General features: G+C 57.9%; 17 protein-coding genes. 5 read left to right on the top strand and 12 right to left on the bottom strand.

Annotated features, from left to right (window positions below; all coding sequences use genetic code 11):
* Positions 1-54 precede the first annotated feature (54 nt).
* The 3 genes from ABL922_RS09890 to ABL922_RS09880 are packed head-to-tail and all read left to right on the top strand — an operon-like array spanning position 55 to position 2598.
* Positions 55-747, top strand: a complete 693-nt coding sequence (locus ABL922_RS09890; RefSeq protein ID WP_349024050.1) for an SDR family oxidoreductase — start codon at positions 55-57, stop codon at positions 745-747.
* A complete protein-coding gene (gene bla, locus ABL922_RS09885; protein ID WP_349024049.1) occupies positions 737-1639 on the top strand; it encodes a subclass B3 metallo-beta-lactamase in 903 nt (300 codons plus the stop codon). The genes ABL922_RS09890 and bla overlap by 11 nt, the downstream gene beginning before the upstream one ends.
* Complete coding sequence (locus ABL922_RS09880) at positions 1636-2598, top strand: 50S ribosomal protein L11 methyltransferase (protein ID WP_349024048.1); 963 nt, start codon at positions 1636-1638, stop codon at positions 2596-2598. The genes bla and ABL922_RS09880 overlap by 4 nt, the downstream gene beginning before the upstream one ends.
* A gap of 3 nt (positions 2599-2601) precedes the next feature.
* Here ABL922_RS09880 and phhA read toward each other — a convergent pair whose 3' ends face one another.
* Complete coding sequence (phhA, locus tag ABL922_RS09875) at positions 2602-3471, bottom strand: phenylalanine 4-monooxygenase (protein WP_349024047.1); 870 nt, start codon at positions 3469-3471, stop codon at positions 2602-2604.
* Between the two features lie 15 nt (positions 3472-3486).
* On the opposite strand from phhA, the gene ABL922_RS09870 reads away from it, so the two are divergent.
* Positions 3487-4170: a DUF2459 domain-containing protein gene (locus ABL922_RS09870; RefSeq protein WP_349024046.1), complete on the top strand. Its 684-nt coding sequence runs from the start codon at positions 3487-3489 to the stop codon at positions 4168-4170.
* Here the strand turns inward: ABL922_RS09870 and ligA are convergent.
* The 8 genes from ligA to ABL922_RS09830 all read right to left on the bottom strand — a co-directional run bounded on the left by ligA (position 4167) and on the right by ABL922_RS09830 (position 13626).
* Positions 4167-6233 (bottom strand): NAD-dependent DNA ligase LigA, encoded by a 2067-nt coding sequence (ligA, locus tag ABL922_RS09865; RefSeq protein WP_349024045.1) that lies wholly within the window; start codon positions 6231-6233, stop codon positions 4167-4169. The genes ABL922_RS09870 and ligA overlap by 4 nt on opposite strands.
* Positions 6230-7897: a DNA repair protein RecN gene (gene recN, locus ABL922_RS09860; RefSeq protein ID WP_349024044.1), complete on the bottom strand. Its 1668-nt coding sequence runs from the start codon at positions 7895-7897 to the stop codon at positions 6230-6232. The genes ligA and recN overlap by 4 nt, the downstream gene beginning before the upstream one ends.
* Before the next feature lie 10 nt (positions 7898-7907).
* Positions 7908-8699: an outer membrane protein assembly factor BamD gene (locus ABL922_RS09855; RefSeq protein ID WP_349024043.1), complete on the bottom strand. Its 792-nt coding sequence runs from the start codon at positions 8697-8699 to the stop codon at positions 7908-7910.
* A 157-nt stretch (positions 8700-8856) separates the two neighbouring features.
* Entirely contained in the window at positions 8857-11160 is a 2304-nt protein-coding gene (gene pnp, locus ABL922_RS09850) for a polyribonucleotide nucleotidyltransferase (RefSeq protein WP_349024042.1), read from the bottom strand.
* A gap of 173 nt (positions 11161-11333) precedes the next feature.
* Positions 11334-11603 (bottom strand): 30S ribosomal protein S15, encoded by a 270-nt coding sequence (gene rpsO / locus ABL922_RS09845; protein ID WP_349024041.1) that lies wholly within the window; start codon positions 11601-11603, stop codon positions 11334-11336.
* 23 nt (positions 11604-11626) lie between these two features.
* A complete protein-coding gene (gene truB, locus ABL922_RS09840; protein WP_349024040.1) occupies positions 11627-12523 on the bottom strand; it encodes a tRNA pseudouridine(55) synthase TruB in 897 nt (298 codons plus the stop codon).
* A gap of 31 nt (positions 12524-12554) precedes the next feature.
* The gene (locus ABL922_RS09835; RefSeq protein ID WP_349024039.1) at positions 12555-12944 is read right to left on the bottom strand and encodes a DUF6491 family protein; all 390 of its coding nucleotides are present in this window, start codon (positions 12942-12944) and stop codon (positions 12555-12557) included.
* Between the two features lie 67 nt (positions 12945-13011).
* Positions 13012-13626 (bottom strand): thymidine kinase, encoded by a 615-nt coding sequence (locus ABL922_RS09830; RefSeq protein WP_349024038.1) that lies wholly within the window; start codon positions 13624-13626, stop codon positions 13012-13014.
* An 81-nt stretch (positions 13627-13707) separates the two neighbouring features.
* Between ABL922_RS09830 and ABL922_RS09825 the strand changes: the two genes are divergently transcribed.
* A complete protein-coding gene (locus ABL922_RS09825) occupies positions 13708-14289 on the top strand; it encodes a YceI family protein (RefSeq protein WP_349024037.1) in 582 nt (193 codons plus the stop codon).
* Here ABL922_RS09825 and rbfA read toward each other — a convergent pair.
* From rbfA to infB, 3 genes are all read right to left on the bottom strand, one after another.
* Entirely contained in the window at positions 14286-14696 is a 411-nt protein-coding gene (gene rbfA / locus ABL922_RS09820; RefSeq protein ID WP_349024036.1) for a 30S ribosome-binding factor RbfA, read from the bottom strand. The genes ABL922_RS09825 and rbfA overlap by 4 nt on opposite strands.
* Positions 14683-15108, bottom strand: a complete 426-nt coding sequence (locus ABL922_RS09815; RefSeq protein ID WP_349024035.1) for a PaaI family thioesterase — start codon at positions 15106-15108, stop codon at positions 14683-14685. Before ABL922_RS09815 ends, rbfA begins: the two co-directional genes overlap by 14 nt.
* A partial coding sequence (gene infB / locus ABL922_RS09810; RefSeq protein ID WP_349024034.1) for a translation initiation factor IF-2 occupies positions 15105-17429 on the bottom strand: 2325 nt, incomplete at its 5' end. The genes infB and ABL922_RS09815, both read right to left, overlap by 4 nt.

The raw sequence follows: 17429 nt of genomic DNA, 5'->3' as shown, positions 1-17429 counted from the left end.
AGGCTATGTTTAAGCAAGGTTGAATTTCATCGCTCGCTGTGGAAGGCAGCGGGCATGACCTTGCATATTCTAGTTACAGGCGGATCGCGCGGTATCGGCGCCGCCATTGTCGAAGAATTGAGCGACGACAATGTGCTCATCCACGCAACTTCCAGCGCCCATGGCGACCTCAGCGATCCAACCATTCCATCGGAAATCTGGCACAATGCCCTGCAGGAAATGGGCGGTCGCATAGACATCTTGATCAACAATGCAGGCGTATTTGAAGCCAATCCGATCGACCTGAGCGACATTGAATGGCTCGATGGCTGGGAACGGACAATGGCGATCAACCTAACGGCTTCCGCTCAACTTTGCCGACTCGCTATCCTCCACTGGCAGGCACTGGGACAGGAAGGCCGGATCATCAACGTCGCGAGCCGCGCCGCCTATCGCGGTGATAGCCCTGCTCACTGGCATTATGCAGCATCTAAAGGCGGGATGGTCGCAATGACCAAAAGCATCGCCCGCGGTTTTGCGGCGCAGCAAATTTATGCTTTCGCGATCTGCCCGGGTTTCACGATGACCGGAATGGCTGAAGACTATCTCGAAAGCCGCGGCGGCGACAAGCTGCTTGCCGACATTCCGCTAGGCCGCGTGGCGATGCCAGAGGAAGTGGCGACACTGGTCCGCTTTTGCGCGCTTGAGGCTCCGCCATCGATGACCGGCGCAGTACTCGACATCAACGGAGCCAGCTATGTTCGCTAGGCCATTTCTGACGGCTGGCTTGGCTTGTGCACTAATCGCCGGTTGCACATCGGCGCAAACTACTCCGACAGCGGCAACGGCAAAGTTCGAGCCAATCGCCAAAGCATGCGAAGGACGAGACGGTTGGGGCGACCCTGCCCCACCTGCGCATATTTATGGCAATGTCTATATGGTCGGAACGTGCGGAATCGTATCGCTGCTGATCACGACGCCTAAAGGGCATTTCCTGATCGATGGCGCAATCCCGGAGGCTGCGACCGAAATCGCGTCGAATATCCGGAAGCTTGGCTTTGATCCCACCGATGTCCGCTACCTTTTGAACAGCCATGAACATGTAGATCATGCCGGAGGCTTGGCAGGATTGAAGCGGATTACAGGTGCAAAAATGGTGGCGCGTGCGGAGGCCAAGGATGCCCTCGAGAGCGGCGATGTGCATCCATCGGACCCGCAAAAGGGCCTTTTCGACCCGGTCGAAGGCGTCAAAGTCGACCAGTTGATTGGCGACGGCGAAACGCTCAAAATCGGCAACCAGATGCTGACCGCAATTGCTACACCTGGACATTCACCGGGCGGCACGAGCTGGCGCTGGACGAGTTGCGAAAACGGAAAATGCCTCAAAATAGTCTATGCCGACAGCATTAGTGCCGTGTCAGCAGACGAATATCGCTTCAGTGACCATCCCGAATATGTTGCGCCGCTGCGTGCGACAATTTCAAAGGTCGCAGCGATACAACCCTGCGATATCCTGATCACGCCGCATCCATCGGCCAGCGCACTATTTGAGCGACTTGCCGGCGAAATGCCGCTCGTGAGTCCCGATGGCTGTGCTGAATATGCAGCGGGCGCGAAAACGCGGCTGGAGAACAGACTCGCCAAAGAAGCCGCCAAATGAACTGGAAGGCTACGCTGCCCTGCTCACGGGCCGAGGCAGAGGCTATGCATGAGGATGACGAATGGCTGGAACTGTTCGACAATCTGCCTACGTTGGTCGCAGACGAACTTGAAGCATTCAATGATGCCAAATGGTCCATCCAGGCCTATTTCAACGCAAAGCCGGATCGGCACGATATCGACTTGCTCGAAACAAGGGTGAACGCAAAAGCTGTCATTGAACGACTTCCTGACGAAGACTGGCTGACGCTCAGCCAGCAAAGCGTCACCCCCGTCAGCGCGGGCCGCTTCTATGTCCATACCTCGACCAACAAAGGTGCAGTGCCGCGCGGCGCGCGCGCCTTCCTGATCGAAGCGGGACAGGCTTTTGGCACCGGCGGTCACGAAACGACCAGCGGTTGCCTCGATATGCTCGATCGACTGCGCAGCAACGGCAAACAATTCCATCATATTGCGGACATTGGTACAGGCACGGGTCTGCTTGCTTTCGCAGCGCTGCACCTCTGGCCTAGGGCGGTGGTTACCGCATCAGATATTGACCCGGTCAGCATCGACGTCACGCGCGATAATGCGGCGGTGAACGCCGTTCCGGTTGGCCGGGACTGCGGATGCGTTGCGCTATATGTCGCGACCGGAACGGACCATCCAGCCATTATAGGCCGCGCTCCCTATGATCTGCTGATCGCCAATATCCTTGCCGGGCCTTTGGTCGAACTGGCGGCCAGTTTTGCCACCGTAGTGGCCGATGGCGGAACGTTGATTCTGGCTGGACTGTTGAACACACAAGTTAAACAGGTTGCCGCCGCGTATCGGCGGAACGGTTTTCTGCTACTTGAACGGCGCGATAGCGGCGACTGGCCTTGCCTGCGGTTGGTGAAGCGCCGGATCTATGGCCACAAACGCCCGATCCGCGCTTCGGGGCGAACCAGTCAGCCTCCTGGAGATTTCGGCACCTGGTAGAGATCAGGCAGCTTTGGCTTTCGCATAAGCCTGCGTGCCGTGGGTGATGACATCATCCTCGGGCAGGATGTCTGCAATCGGGATATCGGGCAATGATTCCAACTGCGCATAAAGTGGCGCGAAATCGGTATCGACGGTGACCTTGAGCAAATGCTCGAGCGAGGGGATGACGAAATAATTCTGCTGATAATCGTCGATCAGATATTCGGTGCGCATCAGCCGCAACAGATCGAACCGGATGCGGTTGGGGCTTGGATCATCGAGACAGAAAATGCTCTCACCATAACTCGAGACGATACCTGCACCATAGATGCGTAGCCCTGCCGGTTCCTCGATCAAACCGAATTCGACGGTGTACCAGTAAAGTCGCGCCAGCTTGTGCAACGCGCCAAAGCCGAGGCTGCGCAGACCGCCTTTGCCATAAGCGACCATATAGTCGGCAAATACCGGGTCCGCGAGCATCGGGACATGACCAAACACATCGTGGAACACATCCGGTTCCTGCAGATAATCGAGCTGGTCGGGGGTGCGAATGAAATTGCCTGCCGGAAAGCGGCGGTTCGCCAGATGGTCGAAAAAGACGTCGTCTGGGACCAGCCCGGGTACAGCCACAACCTGCCAGCCCGTCGCCGCCATCAGCCGCGCGTTCAACTCCCGATAGTCAGGAATACCCGGCTTTTCGAGCTTGAGCACATCGATACCGCGCATGAAGGCATCGCAGGCGCGGCCGGGCAGCATCGCAGACTGACGCGCAAACAGCCGGTCCCACATGGCATGCTCATCCGGCGTAAACGCGTCCCATCCTTGCGGGATCGTCCAATCCGGATTTGCACCCGGCGGCGGGGCATCATAGACATGGGTAAAATCGGCCATGAAAGATAGTTACACTTGAAACTGTTTCGCATCAACAGCCTTGGACGCGCCTTGCGGGCGATTGTCGGCTGGCCTCTGCTGATTGTCGGCCTCTACTTCATCGCTGCGCTTGTCGGAAGCTTTATCGCTGCAAATTCCGATTGGCATGAGCCTGTTCGCGGTATCCCGATATTCGTGGAAACCAACGGCGTGCATGTCAGCCTGATCGTTCCGATGTCCGCTGCAGGCGAGGATCTGTCTGACCTGATCCGGCCGGAGCATCTCTCCAATACCGACCTCTATGGAACCCACGCAATGATCGGTTGGGGCCACGGCCGCGTCTATCGCAACGCGCGGACGTGGGGTGACGTGAAGAGCGGTGATATCGGGTCTGCAATCATCGGTTCTGACGACACGACCTTGCATATCTATCACCTGATAGATCCCCGCCCAGCCCCACATCGCAAGCGCTTCCTTGTTAGCCAGCGTGAATACCAAAGCATCACCGCTTCGATCCGCTCTACCTTCCATCTAACCGCCGATGGGCAGAGCAAGGCTTATCCGGCCTATGGACCGAATAACCTGTTCTATGACAGCAACGGCCATTATTCGGCCTACACCACCTGCAACGAATGGACCGGCGCGGTGCTTCGCAAAGCGGGCGTTCGCATAGGTATATGGACGCCCATGCCCGGCGGAGTAATGCGCTGGTTTGATTAGCCCGCCGATGCGACAATCGCCGCCCAAGCGGCTTCGTCTATAACCTCAATACCCAGTTCCTGCGCCTTTTTGAGCTTAGACCCAGCGCCGGGGCCGGCCACCACAAGATCTGTCTTAGCAGATACCGATCCTGCCGCCTTCGCACCCAACGCCTCGGCCTGCGCTTTGGCCTCATCGCGGCTCATCGTTTCCAGCGCGCCCGTGAAGACAACGGTCTTGCCCGAAACCGAGGATGCCTTGACCTCGACTACATAATCGGGCGGCGATACCTGCTGGAGCAGATCTTCCCAAACCTCGACATTGTGCGGTTCATGGAAGAATTCGCGCAGCGCCTCCGCCACCACGGGGCCGATACCGTCGATTTGCGTGAGTTCCGCTTCACCAGCCTCCGAAGTCGTAATTTCGCGAAGGTGGGGCAAAGTCTGGAAGTTCTTTAAGAGATCTCGCGCGGTGACGGCTCCGACATGGCGGATGCCCAATCCGAACAATAGGCGTGCCGCGTCCGGCGCGCGCTTCGTCTCAATCGCATTCAACAGGTTATCCACAGACTTTTCCTGCCACCCGTCGCGGCCTAATATCTCGGCGCGAAGCTCCTTCAAGCAGAAAATATCCGCAGGCGAATGCAGCCATCCAAGTTCGAAAAATTCCTGAATCGTCTTTTCGCCCAGCCCTTCAATATCGAGCGCGGCGCGGCTGACGAAATGCTTTAACCGCTCAACCCGCTGGGCTGGGCAGATGAGGCCGCCAGTGCAGCGCACATCAACCTCACCTTCCTCGGCGACGGCCTCGCTTCCGCATTCAGGGCAGTGATCGGGGAAATGATATTCGGGCAGCGCCATGTCGCGAGTTAAATTTTCGACAATCTGCGGGATCACATCCCCTGCCCGCTGCACCTTCACACGGTCACCAGGGCGCACACCAAGCCGGGCAATCTCGTCTCGATTGTGAAGCGTAACGTTCGAGACAACCACTCCACCAACGGTTACCGGTTTCAGTCGCCCGACAGGCGTCAGCTTGCCTGTGCGTCCAACCTGAATGTCGATAGCCTCAAGCGTCGTCTCGGCCTGCTCTGCCGGGAATTTATGCGCAATCGCCCAGCGCGGGGCCTTGGCGACAAAACCGAGCCGCTCCTGCCAGTCGAGCCGGTCGACTTTGTAGACCACGCCGTCGATATCATAAGGCAAGTCGGCACGTAGCCGCTCAATCTCGCGATACTGCGCCACCGCCCCCGCCGCGCCGTCCACCGGCTTCAGGAAAGGCGAAACCGGAATTCCCCAAGCCGCAATCGCCTGCATGACGCCATATTGGCTGTCCGATGGCATTTCGCTCACTTCGCCCCAACCATGGGCAAGGAAACGCAAAGGCCGCGATGCTGTCACCGACGGATCTTTCTGCCGCAGCGATCCCGCCGCCGCATTGCGCGGGTTGGCGAATTGCCGGGCTTTTTCGGGATCATCGGCCTCGGCGAGTAAGCGCGTATTCAGCGCCTCAAAATCGGCCTTCGCCATGAAGACTTCGCCGCGGACTTCGAAAATCGCCGCAACCGGGCCTTTGAGCTGATGGGGTATATCGGCGATCGTCCGCACATTAGCGGTCACGTCCTCCCCAACTTGCCCGTCGCCGCGTGTCGCCGCCTGCACCAGTTCGCCATTTTCATAGCGCAGCGAGCAGGACAGACCGTCAATCTTGTCTTCCGCCGTCAATGCAACCGGCGTTTCGGCGGATAGGTTCAAAAAGCGCCGGAGGCGCGCAACGAAATCCTCGACGTCCTCATCGGAAAACGCGTTGTCGAGGCTCATCATGCGCTTGGCATGGGTAACCTTGCTCAGCGGCGAAGCCTCTACCGCCGCGCCCACCTGTGCATTGGGGCTGTCAGCACGAATCAGATGCGGGAACGCCGCCTCCAGCGCGTTATTGCGACGCACCAGCGCATCGAAGTCGGCATCCGAAATCTCGGGTGCATCATGCGCATGATAGAGCTCGTTATGATGCGCAATCGCCTTCGCCAGGCGCATCAGTTCGTTGGCGGCATCGGCTTCGGAGAGGTTTTCGACCTCGCTCACACCCCCTCCATCAGCCGCGCAGCTTGCGCCCGTGCCTCGTCGGTAACTTCGGTACCCGAGAGCATCCGGGCGATTTCCTGACGGCGGCCTTCGGAATCTAGGCGAACGACGCCGGTTCGTGTTACCGTGCCTTCGCTCGATTTGGCGATGAAGTAATGCGCCTGCCCCTTGGCCGCGACCTGCGGGCTGTGGGTGACCGCCAAAAGCTGTTTGCCTGCACCCGCAAGCCGGGCGAGCCGCTCACCAATGGCGGAGGCCACTGCGCCACCTACGCCACGATCGATTTCGTCGAAGATGATCGTGGCCGCGCCGCCTTCTTCGGCCAGCGCGACCTTGAGCGCGAGGATGAAGCGCGACAATTCGCCACCCGATGCGATCTTTGCAAGCGGCGCAAAGGGTGCACCGGGGTTGGTTGAAATCAAGAATTCGACGCGGTCCATACCCGTTGCCGTCCAGCGATCTTCGGAAAGTGTCTCGACCGCTGTCTGGAATTTTGCAGCATCCAGTTTGAGTGGTGCCAATTCCGCAGCGACTGCAGCATCGAGGCGCTTGGCGGCGTCGCTCCGCTGCTTTGATAGAGCGGTTGCAGCCTTGCGATAGGCATCAGCATGCTGTGCGACTTCTGCCTCCAGCTTAGCCAGCCCTTCCCCGCCCGCCTCGATCGCATCGAGCTTGGCGGCAAGCTCATCGGTCAGTTTCGCCAGTTCTTCAGGACGGACATTGTGCTTGCGTGCCAATCCGCGCAGTTCGAACAGGCGCACCTCGATGGCGTCGAGCCGTTCGGGATCGAAACTTAACGCCTGCGTCGCTGCGATCAGCTTGTCCTCAGCCTCGCTGGCCTCGATGACCGCGCGATCCAGTGCGGTCAGGGCTTCGGTAAGCAGCGCATGTTCGTTCGCCACCCGGTCGAGCTTTCGCGCCGCGCTGCGCAACTTGGCGAGACCGCTGTCCGAGCCTTCAAACGCTTCGATCACCGCACGCAGATCTTCAGCGATGCGCTCACCCTTCTGCATGTCGGCGCGTTCGGTAGCGAGTTGTTCTTCCTCACCCTCTTCGGGTGCAAAGCGGCGCAATTCGGCAACGGCATGTTCCAGCCACTCACGGTCGCGTGCAGCATTGTCGAGCGCCTCACGCGCGCTTTCGAGTCGTGCTTTTGCCTCTTGCCATGTAGCGAAATGCCCTGCCATCGCTGCTGCATCGCATCGCCCGAATATATCGAGCAGCGCGCGGTGGCCGCGCGGGTTGAGCAGGCCACGATCATCATGCTGGCCGTGAATCTCGACCAGATGAATGCCCACATCGCGCAGCAACGCCGCCGAACAGGGTTGATCGTTGATAAAGGCCTTGCTGCCGCCATCCGCGCGCACCGAACGGCGCACCATCAGAGGCTCACCGGGCTCAACATCGATTTCATTTTCGTTGAGCAAAAGGGCCAAAGGCGAGTTCGCAATTGGCGCAACGAAGCTCGCTGTCACCTGTGCCTTGTCAACGCCTGACCGCACCAGTCCGCTATCTGCACGCGCTCCTAGCGCCAGCCCCAATGCATCGAGCAGGATCGATTTGCCGGCACCGGTCTCACCCGTCAGCACGCCCAAACCGGAATCAAATTCAAGGTCAAGCGCCTCGATCAGCACCACGTCGCGGATCGAAAGGCCGGTCAGCATGGCTGCAATGTCACGCCCCCGGAGCGTGCTTCTGCATCAGATCGTATGCGCGCTGGTACCATTTGCTGCCCGGGTAGTTGGCACCGAGAACCGCGGCGGACCGCTTGGCCTCTTCCGGAATGCCCATCGCCAGATAGCTTTCGGTCAACCGGTACAGTGCCTCGGGCGCATGGGTCGTGGTTTCATATTTCTGCACCACTTCCTTGAAGCGCAGCGATGCCGCCAGCCACAGTGCGCGGCGCTGATAGAAGCGACCAATTTCCATTTCCTTGCCGGCGAGGTGATCGCGCACAAGGTCAATCTTCAAACCAGCATCAGCAGCATAGCGGGTATTGGGGTAACGGCGCTGCACTTCGCCAAGCGCGGAAAGCGCCTGTTCGGTGATTTTCTGGTCGCGGGTAACATCGCTGATCTGCTCATAATAATTGAGCGCAATCAGATAATAGGCATAAGGCGCGTCCTTGTTACCCGGATGGATCGACAGGAAACGGCGCGCCGAAGAGGTGGATTCGTTATATTTTTGCGCCATGTAGTAGCTGAAAGCGCTCATGAGCTGTGCACGACGCGCCCAGGGCGAATAGGGGTGCTGGCGCTCTACCTCGTCGAAAAGGGCGGCAGCAATCTGGTACTGGCCCTTATCCAGCTTTTCCTTCGCCGCCATATACAGCGTATTGACGTCACGCGCGACATAACGGGTGTCCGGGCCGCCGCTGCCGCCTCCACCAAGCCCGAGCGAAGAGCAACCGGAGAGCAATAGGGCGGACATACCGAGCGCGAGTGGGGCGAAAAGCTTTTTCTGCATGGGCATCCCTTAATGGCACTTGGCGCCGTCGCCAAGGCTTTTGCGCGTTCTTTATGCAGCGGTCTGTATCGGCGATGAACCGGACGACCAAACCCGCGCGGCAGAAACGAAAAAGGGCCACCGAAGCAGCCCTTTTCCTTAGTCTGAATTTGAAAGATCAGTCTTTCAGGAAATCGGGAACATGGTTCGGATCGCCGCCTTCGCCACCTTCGGAGCGTTCACGACGCGGACCGCGATCACGGCTACCGCCATCACGACGCGGGCCACGGCCACGATCACCACCATCACGACGGGGGCCACGGTCTCCGCGGTCGCCACGATCGCCTCTGGGTTCGCGGGGTTCGCGCGGCGGGCGGGTATCTTCCAGTTCTTCGCCGGTTTCCTGATCGACCAGACGCATCGACAGGCGAACCTTGCCACGCGGATCGATTTCGAGAACCTTGACCTTTACGTCCATGCCTTCGCTGACAACGTCGGTCGGCTTTTCGACTCGCTCATTCTTCATTTCGCTGACATGGACGAGACCGTCCTTGCCACCCATGAAGTTCACAAAGGCACCGAAATCGACGATGTTGACGACTTTGCCGTCATAGATTTTGCCGACTTCGGCTTCTTCTACGATGCCCGAAATCCACTTGCGTGCGGCTTCGATCTGCGAAAGGTCGCTCGACGAAATCTTGATCAGGCCTTCATCATCGATGTCGACCTTGGCGCCAGTGGTGGCGACGATTTCGCGGATGACCTTGCCGCCGGTGCCGATGATGTCGCGGATCTTCGACTTGTCGATCTGCATCGTTTCGATGCGCGGAGCATAGTCAGACAGTTCGGTACGAGCCGAACCCAGCGCCTTCGCCATTTCGCCAAGGATATGCGCGCGGCCTTCCTTCGCCTGGTTCAGGGCAGCTTCGAAGATTTCGCGGGTAATCCCGGCAATCTTGATGTCCATCTGCATCGTGGTGATGCCTTCAGATGTACCGGCTACCTTGAAATCCATGTCACCGAGATGATCTTCGTCACCCAGAATGTCGGAAAGGATCGCGAAATCCTTACCTTCGAGGATCAGGCCCATTGCAATACCCGAAACAGGACGCTTGATGGGTACGCCTGCGTCCATCATCGACAGTGAACCGCCGCACACCGACGCCATTGACGACGAGCCATTCGACTCGGTGATGTCGCTGGTCAGGCGGATGGTGTAAGGAAATTCATCCTTGCTCGGCAGTACGGGGTGCAGCGCACGCCATGCCAGCTTGCCATGGCCGACTTCACGACGGCCCGGCGCGCCAAAGCGGCCGACTTCACCCACCGAATAGGGAGGGAAGTTATAGTGCAGCATGAAGTTCTGGTATGACAGGCCGTTGAGGCCATCGACCATCTGTTCTGCATCCTTGGTGCCCAAGGTGCAGGTTGCGATGGTCTGCGTTTCACCACGCGTGAACAGGCACGAACCATGTGCACGCGGCAGGAAGTGCGTTTCTGCGAGGATCGGACGGATCTGCGTAGTTGAACGACCGTCAATGCGGGTGCCATCCTTCAGGATCGCGCCACGGACGATTTCAGCTTCAAGCTTTTTCATCAGCTTGTTCGCCGCCATCTGATCCTGCGGGGTCGCGTCGCTAAACGCTTCCTTGGCCTTCGCACGGGCTTCGTTCAACGCGTTCGAACGCTTCGATTTGTCGGTCAGCTTGTAAGCAGCGGCAATATCCTTGCCGATCAGCTTCTTCAACTTGTCCTTGGCAGCCGAGAGATCTGCCTGTTCGGCCATTTCCCAAGGATCCTTGGCCGCTTTTTCCGCCAGCTTGACGATGGCCTTGACGACTTCCTTACACGCATCATGCGCGAACAGGACGGCGCCGAGCATGACTTCTTCTGAAAGCTCATTGGCTTCGGATTCAACCATCATCACTGCGTCATAAGTCGCCGCGACCACCAGATCGAGATCGCCTTCGGCAACCTGTTCGTCGGTCGGGTTGAGGATATATTCGCCGTTCAGGTAACCGACGCGAGCAGCGCCGATGGGGCCCATGAAGGGAACGCCCGAAATGGTGAGCGCAGCCGATGCTGCAACCATAGCGAGAATATCGGGTTCGTTCTGGCCATCATAGCTCAAAACCTGAGCGATAGCGTTGATTTCGTTATAGAAACCTTCGGGGAAAAGCGGACGGACCGGACGGTCGATCAGGCGCGAAACCAGCGTTTCCTTTTCAGTGGCACCGCGTTCACGCTTGAAGAAGCCACCGGGGATGCGGCCTGCAGCCGAATATTTTTCCTGATAGTGGACGGTGAGCGGGAAGAAATCCTGACCCTCTTTCACCGACTTTGCAGCAGTAACCGCACAAAGCACAACAGTTTCGCCAAGGGTCGCAATGACTGCGCCGTCGGCCTGACGGGCAACCTTGCCCGTTTCGAGTGTCAGGGTTTGTCCGCCCCACTCGATTGATACATTTTTCACATCAAACATAGATTTTCCTTGAGATGCCTTCGCGCCCTATTGCGCAAAGGGGCCTCCTTTTTTCCGGGATCTCCGGCCCGGGCCGGTTGGGGCATTTTGCGCCCCCAAGGCCGGGTCCGCCGAAATGCGAACCCAAACCACAAAGCAAAAGCGGCCCGCAGATGGGGCCGCTTCGCAATATCTTATTTACGAAGTCCGAGCTTGGAAATCAGCGCATTGTAACGCGCGACATCCTTTTTCTTGAGATAATCAAGGAGCGAACGACGCTTGTTGACCATCTGAAGAAGGCCACGACGCGAATGGTTGTCCTTGTGGTGGCTCTTGAAGTGCGCGGTCAAGGTGTTGATGCGATCGGTGATGATTGCAACCTGGACTTCCGGTGAACCGGTGTCGCCTTTGCCTTGAGCGTTGTCCTTGATAACTTCGGCTTTGCGTTCTGCAGTAATAGACATGTTTTTCCTTCGAACATCGAAATTTAAAGATTGAAGCCGCGAACGGTTCTTAACTCCCCGCCGATTTGCTCTACCAACGCCAAGGCACGCATTTCTGCGTCTCGCGCCCAATATAGCCCATCTTTCGTGGCAACCCCGGTCAAGACGCGACCCTGTTGGATCGCCTTTGCCGCATCCGGGGAGAGATCGAGAGCCGGGATGTCGACCAGCCCTGCCTCCAACGGCAAGATAATGTCTTTTGCAGGCGCGCCCTTACCAATTTCGTTGAGTTTGTCCAGCGAAATCGCCTGTTCAAGGCCGAATGGCCACGCCTTTGTGCGCCGGAGCATGGTGACATGGCCAACTGTGCCGAGGGCATGCGCAATATCGCGGGCCAGCGACCGAATGTAAGTGCCTTTGGAAACGTGCGCCGAGAGTGTTATCTCGTTTTCACTATCACAGTGCAGACGCCCGGCAACACACAAAGAATAGACGGTCACTTGCCGTGCCGCCATTTCAACGACTTCTCCGGCTCTTGCGCGATCATAGGCGCGTTTACCTTCAACCTTTATCGCCGAATAGGCAGGCGGAATTTGTTCGATTGCACCAGTGAAACGCGGCAGAACAGCCTCGACTTCGGACAATGCCGGTCGAATATCCGATGTCGCGACAACTTCCCCCTCAGCGTCGAGCCCCGCCGTCTCTTCGCCGAATTTGATCGTGAAATCATATTGCTTCGACGCATCAAGCATGCGCCCGCACAGCTTGGTCGCCTCACCAATGGCGATGGGAAGCACACCTGTTGCCAGTGGATCAAGCGTGCCGCCATGGCCAACCTTGAGCTTGCCATAGCCCGCCTCACGCATATTGCGTTTTACCGCTGCGACCGCCTGCGTCGAGCCAAGCCCTAACGGTTTGTCGAGAATGATCCAGCCATGCACCGCGTCGCCTTGGTCGTCCGGCCGTTGCCTGTCAATCGCTGGGTGCGACAGCTTTTTGCGCTTCGAGCCTTACTTCTCTGCGCAATTTCAGGCGTTCTTTGCGCGATAACGGCTTCTCGGCAGTCACCAGGCTTTCGATCGGGCAATAATCCCCATCGACGGCAATCGCTCCAAAGCGGTCGAACGACGACGAGCCGCGCGTGTCAAATGCAATGCCGTTTGCATAATCGATGCCACGACAATTGCCGATAAATTTGGCATAATACCAACGTCGCTGGCGATCTTCGATCCAGAGCCCTCGCTCTTCATTCGCCTCAAAATTACGGATTCCGCCATGATTGGGAAAAGCGATGCTGGCTTCCTGCCCATATTGATCCCAATCCTTCGCCTTTCCGGCGAGGGCGGGCGGGGCAAATGTCATAAACGCAAAAGTGAAGCCAATTGCGGGCAAAAGAAATTTCGACATCGCACATCCTCCAGAGGCCAGTTTATGCCGGTTGAAAGCTTAACCCTGAATGAGCAGCGGCCTCCTTACGGGCCTCCATAAAATGGCGTCGACACATCGCAACATAACGATCATTGCCTCCTATTTCGGTCTGCTTACCATCGATGACCGCATGGCCTTCGGCATCGACGCGCAGATTCATCGTCGATTTTCGACCACAATGGCAGACCGCCTTCAGTTCGACGAGAGCATCAGCTAGTCCCAAAAGTGCGGCAGAGCCGGGGAAAAGTTCGGCTGCAAAATCAGTCCGCAGGCCGTAGCACAGGACCGGGATACCCTTCTCATCGGCAATACGCGCCAATTGCAAAACCTGATCGCCCGACAGGAACTGCGCCTCGTCCATCAAAACACATGCCAGCGGGTTGCGCTCATGTTCGGCGACAATATCGATCCACAATTCGGTCTCAGGTGAAAATTTATGCGCTTCCGCCTGCAGACCAATACGCGATGTCACATAGCCCTGACCATAACGGTCATCGAGCGCAGCCGTCCAAACCATCGTGTTCATGCCACGTTCGCGATAATTGAAATCGGCCTGCAATAATGTCGTCGATTTGCCCGCGTTCATGGAGGAGTAATAGAAATACAGCTTAGCCATGTTTCTACTTAATAGTCCTCACTGGACGAATCCAAGCGCTATCTGCCAAGGAAGCGTCAGGTCGCAAAATTGGAGAAAATAATGCGGTGGAAAACTGCCAAATGCGTGACGGCGCTTATGCTGCTTTGCGCTTCAACGCTGGGTTACACTGCATCCACTTACCGGTTCAGGCTTGATCCAGTATCCAGCTCGGTCGATGCCAAAGTGGCCTTCATGGGCATTGGCAACCGAAAGGCGTATTTTCCAGCATTGCGGGGCAATGTTACGCTTTCACCGGACCAAATGAATCAGATAGACCTCAACGTCACGATCGATGCCACCCAATTAACAGCCGACGATGGCACCACAACTGGTCGCCTGAAAGGCAAAGACTTCTTCTACGTCGACAAATTTCCGACGGTGCGGTTCGAAGGCACACAATTGTCGATGACAAATTCGACCAATGGGATTGTTCGCGGAAACCTCACAGCACGCGGCGTGACTCGACCGGTCGCTTTGAACGTAGCTTTTTCGACGCCTCCTGCGGAAGTCAGAGGTAAGGACCCGATCCGGTTGACAGGAGTCACCACGATCAACCGCAAGGATTTCGGGATGACGGCTTATTCGCTGGTGGTCGGAAAGAAAGTGACGATCACGATCAAAACGCGGCTGCTGCCAACCTAGTCGGCTGTATCCTCATCAGCATTCAAATCCTGCGTAACATGCGGATTGGATAGCAGCTTTTCGATATTGCTGGCTTCGTCAAAACTTTCGTCAGCCAGAAACTTCAGCTTCGCCGCATATTTCAGCCGGACACGCGAAGCCACTTCGCGCTGCAGAAACGCGGTGTTGGTGCGCAATGCCTTCAGAACCTCTGCCTCATCCGCACCCAGCAGGGATTTCACAAACACTGTCGCGTGCCGAAGATCCGGCGACATGCGCACTTCGGTGATGCTAACACTGTGGCTGGTCAGCACATCATCATGCACATCGCCGCGCGCCAACAGTTCAGAGAGGATATGCCGGAACTGCTCGCCGACGCGTAGCAAGCGGACCGAGCGGCCTTCAGGGGTTTCGTTATGACGCGCCATCAGATCCTCTTCCCGGTACCGGTGTCGGAATGGCGGTCGATGTGGCGCGGGCAAAGAGCGTGGTCCAACCGGTGTCCCACAATTCGCCTTCGAGGAAGATTGCCCGGCGGCCACGGCGGATCACTCTGCCCTTGCCCATTAGCGGGCCGGGCGGAATAAGCTTGAGTAGGGTCATGGCAATTTCGAGATTGAGCGGCGCTTCGGTTCCGCCCGTCGCCTGAACATGCGCCCAGCCCATCGCCTCATCAAGGAAACCGGCGACCAGCCCACCTTGCACACCGCCACGCCCCGTTATGAAGCTGTCCGGCGCGTTGAAGCGCATGGTGATCGTTTCGCTAACGGGATCGAAGTCAACAAACTCCGCCCCCATCAGCTCAACATGCGCGCCGCCTTTTCCTAGGAACTGCGTCACAGTGTCCGTTCACGCTCCTCGACTTCAAAGATTTCGAGCATATCGCCCGCCTTGATGTCGTTGGTATCCTGAAGCACGACGCCGCATTCGAGACCTGCACGGACTTCGTCGACATCGTCCTTGAAACGACGCAGCGAGGCGATGACGGTCTTCGACACGATGACGTCTTCGCGGGTAAGGCGCGTGTGATAGCCCTTGCGGATATGGCCTTCGAGGACGAGTAGACCTGCCGCCTTGTCCTTTTTGCCAGCGTTGAACACATCCTTGATTTCGGCACGACCGACGACGGTTTCGATAATTTCGGGGCCGAGGATTCCAGCCATTTCCTTGGCGACATCTTCGGTCAAGTGATAGATCACGTCGAAATATTTGAACCGTGTGTTTTCGCGCTGCGCAATCTCGCGTGCCTTGGCATTCGGGCGAACGTTGAACCCGATGATCGGCGCTTTCGTTGCATTGGCCAGCGTCACATCACTTTCGGTGATTGCGCCAACGCCCGACTGCAGCACGCGGACCTTGATTTCGTCAGTCGAAATCTTGTGCAACGCATTGATGATCGCTTCGACCGAACCCTGCACGTCGGCCTTGATGACAACCGCAAATTCTTTCGCGCGATTCGCCGCCAATGCCGAGAACATATTGTCGACCGAAACTGGTGCTTGTGTTGTCCGCTTCAGCTTCGCCTGTTCCTTGCGGAATGCGGCGACTTCGCGCGCGCGGGCTTCGTTTTCGACGACAGTCAGGATTTCGCCTGCGCCGGGAACGCCGGTGAGCCCCAAGACTTCGACGGGCATCGCCGGCCCGGCAGTTTTTACCTGCTGGCCCTGATCGTTGATCAGCGCACGAACCTTACCCGATTCCTCGCCGACCACGAAAATGTCGCCGGTTTTCAGAGTACCGCGACGGATCAGCAGGGTCGCAACAGCACCCCTGCCCTTGTCGAGCTTCGCCTCGACCACCACGGCTTCCGCCGCACGATCGGGATTCGCCTTGAGCTCCATCAACTCCGCCTGCAGCGCCAGCTTGTCGAGCAGATCGTCAATACCGGTTTTCTTCAGCGCAGAGATTTCAACATCCTGCACTTCGCCGCCCATCTTCTCGACAACGACTTCATGCTCAAGCAGACGTTCGCGGACCCGCTGCGGATTGGCGCCATCCTTGTCGCATTTGTTGATCGCGATGATCATCGGCACATTGGCCGAACGGGCGTGATTGATGGCTTCGATCGTCTGCGGCATGATACCGTCATCCGCGGCGACAACCAGGATGACGATATCGGTCACCATCGCACCGCGTGCGCGCATCTCGGTAAAGGCTTCATGGCCCGGTGTATCGAGGAAGGTGATCAGATCACCATTCTTGGTTTTCACCTGATAGGCCCCGATATGCTGGGTAATGCCGCCGGCTTCACCCGCCTGTACATTGGCACCGCGCAGCGCATCGAGCAGCGAAGTCTTACCGTGATCGACATGGCCCATCACGGTCACGACCGGCGGACGCGCCTTCAGTGTTTCGGGCGCATCGACATCATCATCATGGGCGATATCAACGTCCGCATCAGAGACACGCGTAATGTTGTGGCCGAACTCGGTCACCAACAGTTCGGCCGTATCCTGATCGATGCTTTGCGTCAGTGTGACGGGCATGCCCATCTTGAACAACGCCTTCACAAGGTCGCTGCCCTTTTCGGCCATACGGATCGCCAGTTCCTGGACCGTAATCACTTCGGGAACAACAACGTCACGCACCTGCTTCGGCTGTGCGTCGCGCTGCATCCCCGACATATGCGAACGACGTTCCTTTTCGCGCGCACGTTTCAGTGCAGCGAGTGAACGTGCCCGTGCACCTTCATCATCATCGAGCGCGCGCGTTACAGTCAGCTTACCCGATTGGCGACGGCTGTCTCCAACGCGATCGCGGCTGGGCTTATGCGGTGCTTTTTTCGGATCTTCGCGACGAAGTTCTTCACGGGGCCCGCGGGCCTCTTCACGCGGCGCGGCAGGTGCCGGACGCTTTGGTGATTCCACTGGCGTAAAGCGGCGGGCCGGCGGCGGCGATGCGCCGTCGCTGTTATCCGAAGCCTCGGCTTCGATTTCTTCGGGGGCAGCAGGCGGCGGTGCTTTTGCAGCCTCGGTTTCAGCCTTGCGATTATCTTCGGCACGACGGCGCTCTTCGTCTGCAGCGCGCAAACGTTCTTCTTGCTCGCGACGATTGGCTTCTTCGGCCAGACGCAAACGGTCTTCTTCGGCCTCGAGTTGCAAACGGGCTACGCGCTCCTGTGGCGTTTCGCCGCTGGGCGCGGCGGCACGCGGCGGAGGGGC

It is taken from the genome of Sphingorhabdus sp., assembly GCF_040079335.1.
In the GTDB taxonomy this organism is placed as follows: Bacteria; Pseudomonadota; Alphaproteobacteria; order Sphingomonadales; family Sphingomonadaceae; genus Sphingorhabdus_B.
This window is presented reverse-complemented; position numbering and strand designations above follow the sequence as displayed.